Consider the following 16638-nt stretch of genomic DNA (forward strand, 5'->3'; position numbering starts at 1 on the left):
CCCCACTCAGTGCCTGGACGGAGGCGTTCCAGAGAGCCTGTCGGGAGCCGCGGGCGGCTCCACGGGACCCTCCACCGCAAGCGGCACACCTGCACGGCGGCTCCGGAGACGGCTGAGCAGCTCGAGACCTGCTGGAAGGAACACCACGCATGCCACCATGTTCACGCTGAGCCCGAGCAGCGACAGATACCCCAAACTGGCGAGCCCAGGGTGTGAGGCGAGCGCGAGGACGCCGAACCCGAACACATCCGTCAGGATCGCGCCCGTGATGTCCCAGCCGGTGTGACGCCAGACCTCTCCGAGGGGCTCACCCGCGTCGATCCGCGCCACGAGGTGCGCCCCGTCGTCGACGCCGATGCCCAGCAGGATCGGCAGGATGATCATGTTCAGGTAATTGATGTCGAGCCCGAACAGCGGCAGGAGCCCCACGGTGACCGTCAGGGTGACGACGGCCGGCGCGAGCGCGAGCAACGCCAGGCGCAGCTTGCCCAGGGTGAACAGGAGGGTGAAGAAGACGAAGGCGCCCGTGAGCACGAAGATGCGCGGCGCGTCACGCTCGACCGCGTCGAGCACGTCGGCCATCACCATGGGCTCCCCTGCGGCGGCGACGACCTTCCCGGAGGGCAGCGTGATCGCGCGAAGCTGCGACGCGAGCCGCTTGACCGCGGCGGCCTCGCCCATGCTCACCGTCGGGTAGAGCAACACGAAGTGCGCCGGACCGGTACCTGCCCGAGGCTCGAACGCATGGCGCAGGGACGGCGGCAACTCCGCCGCACCGAAGGGCAGGGCGCTCGCCATGCGGCGCAACCGCGCGAGGCGATCGCGGTCTGCCTCCGTCAGCTTGGCACCCTCGAACCGGGCGGCGATCCGCTCGATGTCCTGCAACACCGGCCGCTTCGCTTCCTGGTCGGAAGGAAGCAGATCCCCGCGCGTCGCGATCGTCCCCACGGTGGCGTCGGACCCGCGCGCCTCCATCTGGGCGCGTAGCACCTCGGACACCTGGCGCGCCTCGACCTCGTCGTCTGCGAGCACGACGAGGGGCGTCTGGGACCTGCCGAGCATCGCGTTCACCTCCTTGTCGCGGCGGAAGCTCGGCAAGTCGGCGTCATCGAGCCGCGAGAAGTCCGCATCGAAGTGCGCGCGCGGAATCTGCGTCACCGCCACGAGCCCCAGCGCGCCCAGCCCGCAGAACAGCACGGGCGCTGCCCGGCGCATCCCGCGGACACCGGGGAGCGAGATCCCCTTGCTCGCCGAGGACAGGCGCGGCGCGAACCGCGCCAGCATCCCCAGGAGCGCCGGCAGGGCCGTCACGTAGGCGATGAGCACCAGCATCGTCCCTGCGCCAGCGAGCAACCCGAACTCCCGGAAGGCCCGGAAGTCGGTCCAGGTCAGGCAGAAGAACGCCGCCGCCGTCGTGAGCCCAGCCGCGAGCGAGACCCTCCCCGCCTCCCCGAACGACAGGCGGATCGCCTCCTCGTCAGACGCGCCGCCGCGCCGCTCTTCCTCGTAGCGCCCGAGGAGGTGAATGCCGTGATCGATGCCGATGCCCAGCAGGATCGCCCCGATGAACGCCGTCAGGATGTTGAGCGTCCCGAAGAGCGCGCTGGCGACGCCGTAGGCGAGCGTCAGCCCCACGTAGAGCGGCGTGAGCACCAGGACCACCGCGAGCACGCGCCGGAAGTGCAGCGCCACCCAGGCCACGATGAGCGACGTCGCCAGCACCGACGTGAGCGCCAGATCTCCGGACAGGAGCGCTTGCAGGTCGACCCGCTTCGGATAGCGCCCGGTGAGCTGCACCCGGAGATCGGGCGCGTAGGTGGTGAGCTGCGCCTCGGCGAGCACGCGCTGCACGTCGGCCACCACGCGCCGCGAGAAATCGAGATCGGAGGCGAGGTGGGTGGGACGCACGAAGACGGCCAGGGTCTTCCCCGCCTCGTCTTCGTAATAGGCACCCCGACGCGAGGCCCCCGTGCTATCCAGCCGCCGACGGTACTTCGACTCCAGGTCGGACATGTCCACCGACGGCGGCGGCTCATCGTCCAGATCCACCATGGACCGCTCGATCTCCCAGCGCCTGCGCGCGTCGAGCCTGTCGCGCAGCGCCTCCAGATCCGCCTGCTCCATGAAGTAGAGCGCGCGGTCCTCGAAGAACTCCCCGGGGAAGCGGTGGTCGACGAACTGCACCGTCTCGAGCCGTTCGAGCCGGGGAGCCATGTCGTCGGCGAAGCGGCGGCGCGCCGCGGCGTCTCCCCCTTCGACGAGCAGCACCACGTTGCCCACGCCGCCGAAGCGCTCCCGGAGCTTCTCCACCCCCTGCACGCTGGCGTAGCTCGGGGGCAGGAGCTGCGTGATGTCCGGATCCAGCCGCAGCCTGCTCGTGGCCCATGTCCCGAGCGCCCCGAAGAACACCACCGCCACGATCGCCAGCAGCGGATGGCGGAAGGAAGCGAGCGCCCCGCGCTCCAGCAGCGTCTTCAGGACGGAAGTGACGACGCCGAGCCCTCGACGGGGCTCAGGGGTGGTTCCCATCGGTGCCTCCCGCATGCGCGAGGCTCACGGGTCCTGCCTCGGGCTCCTCGGAGGACGACACCTCCATGCGGCGAGCCTCCCTCAGGCCCCTCGCGAACACGTGGTCGCGCAGCAGCGGGTAGTTCCAGGTCAGGAACACGACGAGCCGGGTGACGGCCCAGGCCAGCTTGTCGCCCATGGCCGGGAACAGGAGCAGCAAGGCCACCCCGCCGGCATTGAGCGCGGCGCTCGTGCCCGAGACGAAGACGAAGCGCAGCGCCTGGTGAGCCCGCGAGCCCGACCTGGCCTCGAAGACCCAGGTGCGCGACAGCGTGAAGGCCAGCACCCCGCCCGCGACGCAGCCGAGCGCCGTGGCCAGCGGCGCCGAGAGGCCCCAGGTGTGGACGAGCACCCGGACCACGGTGAAATCGAGCGCCGTCGCCAGCACGCTCACGACGATGCTCCGCGGCAGTGGCCGATGATCGGCGTTCCCGCCATCACCGAGCGCGCTCACGAGGTGCACGAGCCTCTGGATGGCCGTGATGTGCGAGGTCACCGCGACGAGCCCCACGCCTGCCATCGCCAGGAGGTGCGGCGGCTGCAGATCGAACGGCACCCGGATCGCCTCGACGATGGGGCTCAGCGCCACGGAGAGGCCGAGCACGAGGATGCGCTCCGGCCGCTGCATGAACCCGACGTCCTTCATGGTCGCGCCGAGCGCCTCTCCCCGCGCCCTCACGTACGGCACGAAGAGAGAGCCGGTGAGCGCGAGCAAGCACGGGAACAGCATGAAGCTCTGCCGGTAGTACCAGCACAGCCCCACGATCACCGCCGACTCGCAGTAACGATCGAGCACCGAGTCGAGGGCCGCGCCCCCCGACGAGGCGCGCCCCGTCTCGCGCGCGACCCGCCCATCCAGGAAGTCGAGGGCCCCGGCGCACACGTAGAGCCACCCACCGAGGGCGAAGCGCCCTGCCGCGAGCGCCACGCCCGCGCCGAGCGCCAGCCCGACCGAGAGCGTGGTGATCGCGTTGGGCGGGACCTCCGCAGCCGCGAGACCTCGCCACAGCGGACGCATCAACCACGCGAAGAAGTGGCGCGCGCGCGCCGTGGTCAGGCCGCCGAGCCCGCGGGTATCCATCTCCTCGTCGTGAAACCGACCGACGAGCGCGCCCCGCAGCGCGTACGCCAGGAGGCCGAGCAGCAGATAGGTGATCAGGAGCAGCGCAGGAGCTGCGGCAGTCCAGATGCGGCCCACGGCCGTGAGGTTGGTGGAGAGGTCATTCCAGAAAGGCGTCATGCAGAGACCTCCGTCGAGGCGCGGTCGCGCTGTGGATCCGGAGCGACCGCCGTCCGCTGGGCAGCGCACACCAGCCGGTCCGCAAGGAGGGCCGTGAGAGCGCCAGCGAGCACGTCGAGGATGTAGTGATGTCTGAGGTAGACCGCCGAGAAGGCCATGAGCACGGCCCACACCGCGGTGAATGCGCGGATCTTCCCGCCGAGGGTCCAGGTCGCGAGCGCCGGGAGGATCGCGTAAGCCACGTGCAGAGAGGGCATCGCCCCGAAGACGTTGGAGCTTCGCGCGTAGAACGTGGCGAACACGTTCACGCCGAACAGCGCGTCGAAGCGCGCCCCCCCGGCCGGGCTGGAGGGCGCCGTGAGGAGCGCCGGCCCCGTGCCGTGGACATCGACGTACCAGGGCGGGGCAGCCGGCCACACCACCCACACCACCCAGCCGAGCAGGCTTGCCAGCGCGAAGCTCCAGGCGAGCCGCTGCATGCGCTGGCGATCGCGGAACCACATGGTCCCGCCCACCGCGAACAGCTCGATCAAGTAGAAGATGTAGACGAGGCCGGTGAGGGCATCGAGCAGCGGGTGGGTGGTCCTCGCGAGCAGCTCGCTCACCGCCACCCGCCCGAGCGTCGTGGGCACTCCGAAGAGGGTCTGCTCGGCCGCGTAGAGATCACCCACGTGCACCTCGCCGCGCAAGTGGATGAAGAGCCGCAGAAAGTCGTACGCGAGCCCCGTGAGCACGAAGGGGGCGGCCAGCGCCAGGAAACCCCGTGCGCGTGGTCCCACCCAGGCGAGCGCGACGCAGCAGCCCGTGAGCAGGACGTGCTCCGGCCGCAGCCCCAGCGTCGCGTGGATGAGGAGGAGCAGCAGCGGCCCGAGCCCGAGCGAAGCCCACGCCCAGCCGCTCTTCTGATCCGACGGTTTCCACTTCATCGCAGGCCCTCGGTCTCGCGCATGGATCGGCCGTGGTGTTCGCTCAGGGGTGCACGATCGGTTCCGCGCCGACCATCTGGCGCAACGTGTTCTGCAGCTCCATCGACTGCACAAACAGATCGTGCTCCGCCTGGAGACCCTCCCCCGTCATCGGGCTCTTGAAATAGAAGCTCAGCCACTCCTGATTCCCGTGGAGCCCGGCGCGCGCCGCCAGATCCAGCAACAAGGCCAGATCCAGCACGAGCGGCGCTGCGAGGATCGAGTCGCGACACAGGAAGTTCACCTTGATCTGCATCCGGTAGCCGAGCCACCCGAACAGATCGATGTTGTCCCATCCCTCCTTGGCGTCACCGTGGGGCGGATAAAACTCGATCCGCACCTTGTGGTAGAGGTCCCCGTAGAGATCCGGATAGCGCTCCGGCTGGAGGATGTCCTCGAGCACCCCGAGCTTCGACACTTCCTTCGTTTTGAAGCTGTCCGGATCGTCGAGCACCTCGCCGTCGCGGTTGCCCAGGATGTTCGTGGAGAACCACCCCCGCAGCCCCAGGCTCCGCGCCTTGAGCCCGGGCGCGAGGATGGTCTTCATCAAGGTCTGGCCCGTCTTGAAATCCTTGCCTGCGATGGGCACGCGCATCTCCCGCGCGAGCTGCCACGCCGCCGGGAAATCGATGGTGAGGTTCGGCGCACCGTTGGCGAACGGCACGCGCTCCTTCAGGCACGCCCACGCGTAGATCTGTGAGCTGGAGATCGACGGATCGTTCTTCGCGAGCCCTGCCTCGAAGGCCTCGATGCTCTGGTGCACAGCCGAGGGAGCGAGGAACACCTCCGTGCTCCCGCACCAGATCGCCACCGCGCGCTCGGCCCCGTGCTCGCGGAGGAAGCGCCGGATGTCCTCGCGGATCTGCGCGACCATGTCGGCCTTGGACTCGGCCTCCTTGACGTGCGTCCCGTTCAGGCGGCGCACGTACCGGGGATAGAACGCCCCCTTCATGGGCTCGATCCGCGCGAGCTCCTCGGCGACCGCGTCGAGGTGATGCGGCTCCAGCACACCGGCGTCCCGCGCGACCTCCAGGGCGTTCTCGGGGAAGATGTCCCAGCCGCCGAAGGCGAGGTCGTCCAGCGTGGTGAGGGGAAGCGCCTCGCGGATCGAGGGCGTGGGATCGTCGGCGCGGCTCCCGAGCCGGAGGGTGCCCATCTGTGTCAGCGACCCCACGGGTCGGGCCAGCCCGCGCCGCGAGAGGAGCACGCCAGCAATGAAGGTGGTCGCTACGGCGCCGAGCCCTGGCAGGAGCACGGCCAGCTTGCCTGAGGCAGGGCGGGGAGGCTTGGGAGGCACCGCGCTGACTTGTGGGAAGTAGGCACGTCCCGGCAAGGGCCCCGGGGGCGATCCTCGTACGAAATCGACCGCCTGTGGATCAAACGCCGAGCACCACACCCCGCGCGCGCTCTCCCGTCGCGGCCTCGATGGCCTCCAGGTAGAGCCGGAGCTGCGTCTCGTACCGCACGCGCGACTCCGTGGGGTCCACGTCGGTCTTGAAGTCGACCACCGTCCAGAGCGCCGTCCCCGCGCCTTCCTCCCGGAAAGCCAAGTCTACCGATCCTTCCACCACCGTGCCGTCCGCCATGGTGAGGAGCACGGGCATCTCGCGGACGCAGTCCCCCCGCAGCGCGCTCTCCGCCGCCCGCCTTAGCGTCGGGTGCGCAAGCGTCACCAGCGCGCACTCCACGGCCGCGTCGAGCTCGCCGGACGTCGCCCCCAGCATGCGCGCCTGCGCCTCCGCCACCGCGGCGATCTCGGGCCGCCCCGCGTCGAGGTCCACCTCCGCGAGCACGCTGTGCACCAGCGTCCCGAACCGGTTCCCCCGCGGCCTCCCCTGGCGCGACATGCCGGTGCCCTCGAAGCTGATCTCGCGATCGCTGGTCCCCAGCGCGGGCAGCGGCGGCGGCAAGCTCCCCTCCTGCACCTCACCCCCCGCACCCTGCTCTTCCAGCAGCCTCGCCCGCAGCCCCGCCTCCTTGCTGAGCACACTGACCCCCCGCACCCGCAGCGACGCCACCGACCCATCCTCGATGGCCCGCCCCCGGTCCGCCTGCCACCCCTCGTGCGCCTTCTCGCCCGCGCTCGACAGCGCCCCACTCCCATCGGCCTGCAGGATCCGCTGCTGCCGCAGACCCGCCGCCGGCTCCCGATCCAGATCGAGCAGGTGCGGATCCCACCACACCACCGCGTGGCGCCCCTGCTGGGGCGCGTGCAACCCTGGCGCCACCGAGTCGCGCTCACTCGCCTCGCAGCGCGCCGGGCGCTCCAGCACGCTGTCTGGACCGAAGGGCGGACACCCCGGCCCCGGCGACGCGCTCCTCCGCTGCTTCGGCGGCGGGTACAGCACCGGGTTCAGCACGTCGAGCCATGACTCCCCCACAGCCGTCCCCGAGGTGTCGCCCACCGCCGGCACCACCAGCAGCTCGCGCGCGCGCGTCGCCGCCACGTACGCGAGCCGCACCGACTCCTCCCGATCGCGGCGCAGCACCTCTTCCCGCCGATCCCACAGCTCCACCGGCAGGCACCCCGCGATCGGCTCCGCCCACAGCCCCCGCTCCGGATCCACGTAGCGCGACGGGTTCTGGTGCACCGCGGGCGTCGTGGGATCGGCGAGGATCACCACCGGGAACTCCAGCCCCTTCGCGCGGTGCACGGTCATGATGCGCACCCCCTCGGTCCCCTCCTCGACCACCGGCGCCTCGGCCGCCTCCCCCCGCTCCGCGTCGGCCGCGAGCCGCTCCACGAAGGCCCTGAACGACGTCGCCCCGGCAGTCTCGAACCGGCGCCCGAGGTCCATCACCCGCAGCACGTTCGCCAGCGCCTGCTCCCCGGTGGGCCAGATGGCGATCCCCGCGTGCGCCCGCGTCTCCTCCAGCAGCAGCCCGAGCGTATCGGCGATCGGCCGCCGGTTGCGCTGCCGGTGCAGCCTCCCCAGCACCCCCAGCGCCTCCGCCACCTCCGCGAGCGGCTGCCCCCCTGCCGCCGAGGTGAACGAAAGCTCCTGCGCGTCCGGCGAGAGCAGCGGGTGCAGCGAGCGGAAGCGATCCCGGTAGAGCAGCAGCACGTCATCCGTCAGCGCGAACAGCGGACCCCGCAGCGTCGCGTAGACCGACAGCTCGTCGTCGGGCCACTCGATCGCGGTGAGCGCGTTGCGCATCGCCATCACCTCCTCCCGATCGTGGAAGGAGCGCCCACCCACCAGCACGTGCGGGATGCGCCGCGCCTCCAGCGCCCGCACGTACGCGCGCGTGGTGTCCTCGCCGAAGGTCTGGAAGCGCTTGAACAGCAGGCAGATGTGGCGCGCCTCGATGGGCACCCGCTCGTGGGGGCGCTCCCGCTCGGTCACCGTCCACCGCCGCTCCTTGATGACGTGGTGAATGAACGCCGCCACCGCGTCCGGGATCGACTCCCTCACCTTGAAGTCCACGATCCGCCCGTACTCCCCGTACGGCCGCGGCACCGAGAGCGCGACGAGCGTCGGCTGATCCGGCGGATCGTCGCGGAAGCGCTCCAGCGCCACGTACTGCGCTTGCGTGATCGGCGTGGTCGGCGCGCCCGGCTCTGCCACCGGTAGCGCCCCGCTTTCGCGTGCCCCCTCCTCGCGCCCTCCCTCCTCACGCGCCCCCCGCCTCGCGGGTGACGCGGCGCCCTGCATGAGCGGCGCGAACGCCGCGTTCACCGCCTCCTGGATGGAGGGAACGCTGCGGAAGCTCGTGCTCAGGTAGAGCACGTCCGCGCCGCGCGCCATGAGCCGTTTCTTCGTCGCCTCGTAGAGCGCCACGTCCGCGCGGCGAAACCGGTAGATCGACTGCTTCGGATCGCCGACCAGGAACAGCTTCCCCGGCACCACGTTCGCGCGCGTCCAGTCCGTCGCGCCGGGATCGTCGGCGGCGAGCAGGAGCAGGATCTCGGCCTGCAGCGGATCGGTGTCCTGGAACTCGTCGACGAACAGGTGGGTGAACCGCTGCTGCAGCTCCTCCCGCACCGCGCGCCCTCGTCGGATCAGGTCACGGGTGCGGAGCAAGAGGTCCAGGAAGTCGAGCCTCCCGGCGCGGGTCTTCAGCGCATCGTACGCCTGGATCGGCGGGCGCAGCTCGCGGTGCAGGCACGCGGCGAGGTCGGCGCTGAGCCGGTTCACCAGGGCGTCGAGCGAGGCCTTCACCCGGTCACGCTGCTCCACCACCTCCGCGCGGGTGAGCCCGCCCCCGTAGTACTTGCCGCCGCCCCGCCAGCGCCACTCCTTCCACCGGCACAGCTCCTGCAGCTCCGCCTCGAGCCCATCGTGATCACGTTCCCCCGTCACCTCCTCGCGCCGCTGTAGCTCCGCGAGGTAGCGGCCCAGCTTGATCAGGTTCTGGGCCAGGTAATCCCCTTCGCTCTCCGCGTGCACGGCGAGCCCTGCCAGCGTGGTGAGCTCCTCGATCGTGGCGTCGATGGCCTGCGTCCGCGGGAATGGATCGCGCCTCCAGCTCCCGGTGAAGTCCCGGTGATCGCTGAGCCGCCACGCCGAGTCCCGCAGGAGCGCCCGCGGCCCGTACGAATCGGCGCGCCCGCGGCGGCGCAGGATGCGGCGCACGCCCTCGGGCGGCTCGCTCAGCGCGCGCTGGAACCACGCATCGAAGGCCTGATCGAACAGCCCCTGCGCCTCCTCCTCGGCCGCCACCTGGAAGAGCGGATCCACCACCGCCTCCACCGGCCGCTCCCGCAGCAGATCGGCGCAGAACGAGTGGATGGTCCCGATGCGCGCCGCCTCCAGGTGCGCGAGCGCCGCCTCGAGCCGCGCCCGCTCCGCAGGCCTCTCCATCGCACCCGCCCGCGCGTGCTCGATGCCTGCCCTCAGCCGGAGCTTCATCTCCCCGGCTGCCTTCTCGGTGAAGGTCACCGCCACGATGCGATCCAGCGTCCCGCCACCCTGCTCTGCCGGCCTGCGCAGCACCTCCACGATGCGCGACACGAGCGCCGTGGTCTTGCCCGTCCCCGCGGCTGCCTCGACGATCAACGTCGACTTCAGATCCTCGCGGATCCGGCGCCGCGCCTCGCTGTCGGGCAACACCCGCGCCCCGCTCCCGACCGCCGCGCCGACCGCCGCGCCTCCCGACGCCACCGTGGCTGCCGCTGCTTCTCCCCCCGCTGCCACGGGCGCGCCTTGCGCCGCCTGGGCCGCCAGCGCCGCGTGTCCCTTCTCGGGCGGAGCGCTCACGTGAGCCTCCGGAGCAGCTCCAGCCGCCGCCGCTGCTCCAGGTCGCGCCGCTTGATCCGGCCCACCCGCAGCTCCTCGTAAGGCCCGCACACCGGGCGGTAATCGCAGTACGTGCACGCCCCCTCGGCGGGGATGGCGAGCAGGGCCGCCTGATCGATGGCGTTGCTGATGGTCCCCACCACCTCGGCCGCGGCCTCCCGCGCCTTGTCGTTGAGCAGGATGGGCACCTCCGTGAACCCACCCGCCGACGTGCAGTAGTAAAGGCGCCCCGAGTGCACCTCCGTCCCCGGGGGCATCACCTTCTCCAGCACCAGCGCGTAGAGGACCGGCTGCAGCGTCTCCCCACCGGCCACGATCGCGTTGCGCTCGGTCCGTACCCGGCCCGTCTTGTAGTCCGTGGCCCGCACCGCACCCTGCCGGCTGCGCTCCACCAGATCGATCGACCCGCGCAGCTTCACCCCGCTGTCGAGGTGCACCGGCTCCTCCACGCTGGCGCGGTCCCGGCTGCGCCGGATGGGCAACCCGAAGGAGAGCTCGAAGTGCACCGGCTCCCACTCGTCGTCCTCCGCGGCCCGCCGCAGCCACTCGCGCAGGTCGGCCCGCACCGACGCGATCCCGTCGGCCCACACCCGATCGATGGCCGGCGCCAGCTCGTCCTTGAACCGCGCCGCCACCCCATCGAGCACCCGGTCGAGTGCCGCCCGCGCGTCGTCGAGCGACCCGGGCGTGATCGGCAGCCGCCCCTGATCCCGCAGCGCCACCAGCACCTCGTAGAGCGCCTCGTGCACCAGCGAGCCTCGCTGCAGCGGGTTCATCTCCTCGATCGCCTCCGGCACCTCCCGGGGCGAGAGCTTGTGCACCGCGTACAGGAAGAACCGGTAGGGGCACGCCGCGAAGTGCTGGAGCGCCGTCGGCGAGAACGACCGCGCCGCGAAGGTGTGCGCCTGCAGCGCCTCCCGCGCCTCCGGGATCGGCCGGTAAAGCCCGTCCGCCGTGGTCCACGCGGGGATCCAGCGCCGCGCCCGGAAGCGCAGCGCCCGCGCCAGGTGCGGGTTCACGCTGAGCAGGTAGCGCGCCGTCCCGATGGTCTGCTCCTCGGGCTGGTGGAAGAGCGTCTCCAGCAGCGCCAGATCGTGCTCCGCCGCGTCGATCGCGTCCTGCGGCCGCGCCGGTGCAGGCCAGCCGATCCGCGCCGCCCCTCCGCCCTGCTCGGCGCGACGGATCAGCTCCCCGAAGCCCGGCAGCCGCCCCTCCGCAGCGCGCAGCAGCTCAAGTCCGTAGAACGACGGCACCCGCGGCCGCGACTGATCCATGTCCACCCGCGGGTATGAGAGCACCAGCCGCTCCCGCGCCGCGCCGACCGCGAGGTGCAGCGCCAGCCGCTCCCGCGCCACCCGATCGTCGCTGGTCGCGAGCGGCGCATCGGGCCGCGCCTCGGCGATGCGCCGGCGCAGCGTATCGCGCAGGATGGGCTCCTCCATCACCTTCTGCGGGAACAGCTTCTCCGCCAGCCCTGGCACGAACACCACCGAGAACGAGCGCCCCCGCGCCGCCTCGATCGGCGCCACGAAGATCCGCCCCTCCCGCCTGTCGGGCGGCGGCTGGAGCAGCTCCGTCAAGCGCGCCGCGAGCACGATGCGCACCTCGTTCAGATCCACCGGCCCGATGTGCACCATCGGCGTCAGCTCCGCGAGCACGCTCAGCACCCGCTCCGGCTTCCGCAGCGCGCGCGTCGCCAGCGCGCCCAGGCGGTTCAGCCACTCCCCCCACGACGCCTGGTGCCCCGGGCGCGGCAGGTCCGCGAGCAGCGGCAGCGCGAAGCGGCGGAGCGCGTCGAGGTCGGAGAGCGTCCGCTCGATCCGGTCGACGTCACGCTCCTCCTTCACCTCCGCGAGGTCGAGCTTCAGCTCGTTCTCGTACCCATCGAGCCGCCGCCGCCACCGATCGAGCCCCCCGATCACCGCAGCGTTGACGAGGATCTGCTCCCACCGCCGGGGTGCCCGCAGCGTGCCCTCGACCACCGGCGGCTCCTCCGCATCCCCCGGCGCATCTCCCCCCTGAGCCTCGACCGTCTCCGCGCTCTCGATCTGCTGGACGTTCGGCAGCGCATCCTGCAGCGCGCCCGACGGTGCTCCCTGCTGCGTGCCCTGCGGCGCTCCCTGCTGAGTGCCCTGCGGCGCTCCCGGCTGCGTGCCCCGCGGCGCGCCCCCGACCGTCGTCGCTCCGCTCTTCAGCCAGCGATCGCGATCATGCCTCCCGCCGCTCCCGCCTCGACGCCGTGTCGGCTTCGGCCCCGCGTCATCGTCCAGGTCCGCGTCCAGATCGAGATCGCTGAACGGATCCCGGAGCATCGTCTCCGGCAGCAGCTCTTCGTCGGGAGGTACCCACCTGTCGCTGTCGCCGAGCGCGGGCGGCGGCGCCCCGTCGGCCGTGACGTCGGGCACCTGCCCGAGCGAGAGGTACTCCGCGAACCGCGACGCCGACAGGTTCTCCGCCGCGCATGCCAGCAGCGCCAGCAGCGCGCGCCCTGCAGGATCGGGCCGCACCGTTCCTTGCGCGAAATGCGCCGGGATCCCGGCGCGGCGCAGCGCCTCTTCGAGGTGCGCGCGGTACTGCTCCGGAGAGCGGAGCAGCACCGCCATGGTGTCGAACGGCACCCCGCGGGACGCCTCCTTCAGCGCGAGCCTCGCGATCTCCACGCACTCCCGGCTCTCTCCGGGGGCTGACAGGATGCGCACGTCGTCTGCGAGCGTCGACGGCTCCTCGTCCGTCTCGTGGAAGAGCCGCTCCTGCACCCGGATCAGCGACGGAGACGCTGCCCCCTTCTCGTCCGCGCCCGGTGGCCGCAGCCGCTCCCAGGGCACCCCGAACACCTGGTCGAGGTGCCTCTCGCTCATCGCGTCACCCGCCGGGCTCGTGGCCAGCGCGTCCGACGAACGAGCCACCAAGGCGGCGAGCAGATCCCGCTCCAGCGCGAAGCTCAGGGGCAGGTCCAGCATCAGCGTGGGCAGCCCCAGCAGCGGGTGCCTGGCTTCCGGATCGCGGGCCCGCTCCGCGGCGAGTTCGATCACCAGCGCCCGGTCGGCGAGGTTCGCTTCCTCCAGCTCCGCCTCGAACCCCGCGAGGATGCGGTCCAGATCCGTCGTCGCCAGCGACGCCGCGTCCAGCCCGGCGAGCCGCACCTCCTCGATCGTCCTGGCCAGCGCGCGCGGCAGCCCTGGCCGATCGGCCACCGGCTCGAACCGCCCGAGCTCCCCCCGCCTCCCCAGCCTGTCGATGACCCGCGCACAGAGCGCTTCGAGCGCCAGCATCCCCGCCGGCACCAGCCCACGCGTGACCAGCGCCGGAGCCGCGAGCGTCGCCGCCAGCCGCCCCAGCGTGAGCCTGTGCCAGCCGAACGCCGCGTGGCGCTTGGCTGCCACCGCGCAGACAAGCTCGTTGGCCGCGTCGATCGATGCCCCCAGGATCAGCACCCGCTCCGAGCCGCGTCTCCGGCGCAGCCAGGCCGAAGCGCGCTCCAGCCGAGCTGCTGCGCTGGGAGATGTGATGAGGGTCCGTGACACGAGCCTGGCAACTGTAGATCGCCCACGCCCCCTCCGCCCACGTTCACGGGCAGCTTTTGCAGCCCCGCAGCGCCGGCGCGTTCTGTCCCTGGCCGCGGCAGCACAGCGACCACGAGACGGTCGACCCTGCTTCCTGCAGCGATCCGGCTGGCGGCCTCTCTCCCTTCGGGATAACGCCTGCAGCCGGCGGCAGACCCGTGCGTCACTCCCCTCCTCGTGTTCTCCTCGCGGCCCTCCTCGCCCTCGTCGCCCCGCCCGCCGGCTGCGGCGGCCCTTCTCACCCCGCCGCTCCCTCCTCCGCGCCAGCTCCGACACAGCCCGCACCATCCCTGCCTCCCCCGCCCGCCGCGTCCACCGCCACTGCTGCGGCCCCCTCCAACACCTCTGCTCTCGCCGCGCGCGCCTCCAGCATCCCTGCTCCCGCCGCGGCTGCCTTCAGCACCCCCTCCCCTGTAGCCGCCGAGGACCGCCCTCCTCCCTGTCTGCTCGGAGTGCGCGGCGCCGATGGCCTCACCCCGCTCGAACGCGGCGTCCGTACCGCCTTGCGTGAAGCGCAGCTCGATCGCGTGATCGACCTCGGCCTCGACGCCGAGAAAGACTGCACCGAGCGCACCCCCTGCAAGGGCGCCCCCCTCGCGCGCACCCCCAGCGTCGACCTTGCTGTCGTCGCCTTTCCCCAGGGCTGCCCGCCCGTGGGCGCGAGCGTCATCCTCTCCGCCGGCACCCCTGACGTCCGCGTGAACGCCATCGACCCCTCCTCCGTCGAGGTCCGCGGCGTGCGCTTCCGCCGCTGGAACCCCGCGCGCTGGGACGGCGCCCCCACCGCACCGCGTGTCCCCTCGGACGACGTGGTGCCCGGCCTCGCAGGCGTCGACTTCGACCTCCCGTACCCTGCCTCCCTCTTCAAGCTGCTCGTGGCCGTGCAGGTCCTGCGCCTCGTCGAGCGAGGCACGCTCACCCTCGATCAGCCCGTGTTCGACGGCCACGCCGGACGCCCCCTCCGCGCCTGGCTCGACGACATGATCACCCGCAGCGACAACACCAGCACACGCGCCCTCGTGCGCAAGCTCCACGCGCTCGGCGCCATGGACGAGGTGACCCCCTACTTCGCCGCCCTCGGCCTGCCCACCCTGCAGATCCGCGGCACCTCCCCCGTCACTGGTGGCGACTGGCACCCTGGTCAGATCCACATGGGCGCCTGGGACACCGCGCGCCTCCTCTGGCTCATCGATCCCTCCGCCCCCCCGCCCTCCTGGCCGATGGCCGCTCCCTTCCTCGGCGAGGCCTCCAGGCAGAGGCTCTTCACCTTGCTCTCCGAGCAGGCCTTCCACGAAGCCCTGAGCACCCCGGCCCTGTGCGGCACCTGGGGCGTGCGCCAGGGCATCCCGGCGCGCATGCCCCCGCGCTGGATCCACAGAGACGGCAGCGTCAACGTCGACGAGCTACGCCGCTCCACGGACGCCCGCCCCTGCAACGCCAGCGCCGAGGTCGCCTTCGCCCACAAGACCGGCCTCACCCTCAATTACGGGAGCGACGCCGGCATCGTCACCGGCATCCCTGGCCGCGCGAGGCGCCACTACCTCGTGGCCCTCGTCAGCAACCTCGGCTACCGCTACACCGACGCGGAGCACGCGGGAGGCCCCTTGCCCTGCCTCGCGAAGGGCGTGTGTTACACCCAGCGCATCCCCGCGCTCGGCGCCCGCCTCGACGCCCTGATGAAGTCCCTGCTGGAGTGACCCGAGCGAGATCCGAACAGGGCAGCCTCTGGTCCCCGGCACTCGTTCCAGGTCCTCCGTGCGGCGCTCGTGCGAAGGAGGGGGGGTAGCGACCACCGGGAGCGTAGTCTCGAATGGAGGCTGCGCCTCCACAGGGCCCGAGGAAAAGGCTTCTGATTCAGAGACCTTGGAGTCCTTTTCAGAGCAGGGGCCGATAGGCCCCTGATCCAGGGTACGCAGTACATCAGGCGGCGATTGAGAGGGGGCCGTCGGGCATGCGCTCGACGGCCTCGGCCAGCATCCGCCGGGCCCGGTGGAGGCGGCTCATCACCGTGCCCATCGGCACCTCCAGGATGAACGACACGTCCTTGTAGGTCAGCTCCTCGAGATCGATCATCACCAGCACGCCGCGGAAGTGGGCGGGCAGCTTGGCGAGCGCCTTCTTCATGCCATCGGGCAGCGTGCGCATCACGGTGCGCTGCTCCTGCGGGCAGGTCCAGGCACACGGATCGAGCGCCAGCTTGTCGAGGGCGTCTCGCTCCCGCCGGCTCCGACGACACCGGCTGATGAACACGCTGAACACGATCTGGTGCAGCCAACCCCGCACGTTGGTCCCCGGCTGGTAGGAGGCCTCGAACCGGAGCGCGCGCTCGATGGCGTCCTGCACGATGTCCTCGGCGAGGGACTCCGAGCCCGAAAGACGCACCGCGTGCCCGATCATCTCGCCGTGCAGCCTCACAATCGCCTGCCGGACATCGCTGACGGCTGCACCCTTCGCCTGCCGGACCTCGCTGACGGCGGCGATCTTCGCGCGTGGCTTGAGGCGCACCCCGGACGGCGGCGGAGCGCTGGGGGAGACAACCTTGGCGCGCGCCTTGAGGCGCACCCCGGACGGCGGCGGCTCGCTGACGGGACCTTCGTCACCGCGCTGGCCTGAGCGGCTCGTTCCGAGCTGGGACTTGGAGGGGGTCTGGAGGCGGGTGCGGGTGCGGGTCGGCGGTTGGGCGGCGGGGCGGGCGAGCATCGGTGGACTCCTCGACCGGCTGCTTCCGCAAGGGTGGGACCACCGCGCAACTGCGCGAAATCACTGGAACGGTCGATCGAGAGTGCGGCATCCCGCCCGCGGGTGCGTGTTCAAAAGGACACCGCTCCCGTGGCGTCGGTGGAGACGGGGGTGGGGTAGGGGAAGGAGGGCAGGAGGAGAGCAGGAGGAGGAGGTAGGCGTGGAGGGCTTGCGGGTGGAGGTGCGTGCCCCTGCGGGGTGCCTGTCTCCTGGAACGGCCCGGGACCCCACAAGCTTCCCGGAGCACTGGAAGCGGGACCGTTCGTTGTCCGGGTTTCCCGGGCAGCGGGGGGGGGACGAGGTGCGGGAGATTGCCGGATGAC

8 protein-coding genes are annotated in these 16638 nt (G+C 71.7%); 1 reads left to right on the top strand and 7 read right to left on the bottom strand.

Going from position 1 to position 16638, the window contains the following annotated elements:
• Positions 1-6: 6 nt before the first annotated feature.
• From CAP_RS16350 to CAP_RS16375, 6 genes are all read right to left on the bottom strand, one after another.
• Positions 7-2529 carry an efflux RND transporter permease subunit gene (locus CAP_RS16350; RefSeq protein WP_156040861.1) on the bottom strand — a complete coding sequence of 841 codons (2523 nt, stop codon included), beginning with the start codon at positions 2527-2529 and terminating at the stop codon, positions 7-9.
• The gene (locus tag CAP_RS16355; RefSeq protein ID WP_052375382.1) at positions 2513-3808 is read right to left on the bottom strand and encodes a GtrA family protein; all 1296 of its coding nucleotides are present in this window, start codon (positions 3806-3808) and stop codon (positions 2513-2515) included. The genes CAP_RS16350 and CAP_RS16355 overlap by 17 nt, the downstream gene beginning before the upstream one ends.
• On the bottom strand, positions 3805-4734 hold the full coding sequence (locus CAP_RS16360; RefSeq protein ID WP_044241607.1) for a phosphatase PAP2 family protein: 930 nt from the start codon (positions 4732-4734) through the stop codon (positions 3805-3807). The genes CAP_RS16355 and CAP_RS16360 overlap by 4 nt, the downstream gene beginning before the upstream one ends.
• A gap of 43 nt (positions 4735-4777) precedes the next feature.
• Positions 4778-6070, bottom strand: a complete 1293-nt coding sequence (locus CAP_RS16365) for an inositol-3-phosphate synthase (protein WP_044241608.1) — start codon at positions 6068-6070, stop codon at positions 4778-4780.
• A gap of 79 nt (positions 6071-6149) precedes the next feature.
• Entirely contained in the window at positions 6150-9974 is a 3825-nt protein-coding gene (locus CAP_RS16370) for a UvrD-helicase domain-containing protein (RefSeq protein WP_231511517.1), read from the bottom strand.
• Positions 9971-13537, bottom strand: coding sequence for a PD-(D/E)XK nuclease family protein (locus CAP_RS16375; protein ID WP_044241609.1), 3567 nt, complete (start codon positions 13535-13537; stop codon positions 9971-9973). The genes CAP_RS16370 and CAP_RS16375 overlap by 4 nt, the downstream gene beginning before the upstream one ends.
• Positions 13538-13734: 197 nt before the next feature.
• Between CAP_RS16375 and CAP_RS16380 the strand changes: the two genes are divergently transcribed.
• A complete protein-coding gene (locus CAP_RS16380) occupies positions 13735-15273 on the top strand; it encodes a serine hydrolase (protein ID WP_156040862.1) in 1539 nt (512 codons plus the stop codon).
• A gap of 223 nt (positions 15274-15496) precedes the next feature.
• Here CAP_RS16380 and CAP_RS44765 read toward each other — a convergent pair whose 3' ends face one another.
• Entirely contained in the window at positions 15497-16276 is a 780-nt protein-coding gene (locus CAP_RS44765; protein WP_052375384.1) for an RNA polymerase sigma factor, read from the bottom strand.
• Positions 16277-16638: the final 362 nt, after the last annotated feature.

The sequence above is a fragment of the Chondromyces apiculatus DSM 436 genome, assembly GCF_000601485.1.
In the GTDB taxonomy this organism is placed as follows: Bacteria; Myxococcota_A; Polyangia; order Polyangiales; family Polyangiaceae; genus Chondromyces; species Chondromyces apiculatus.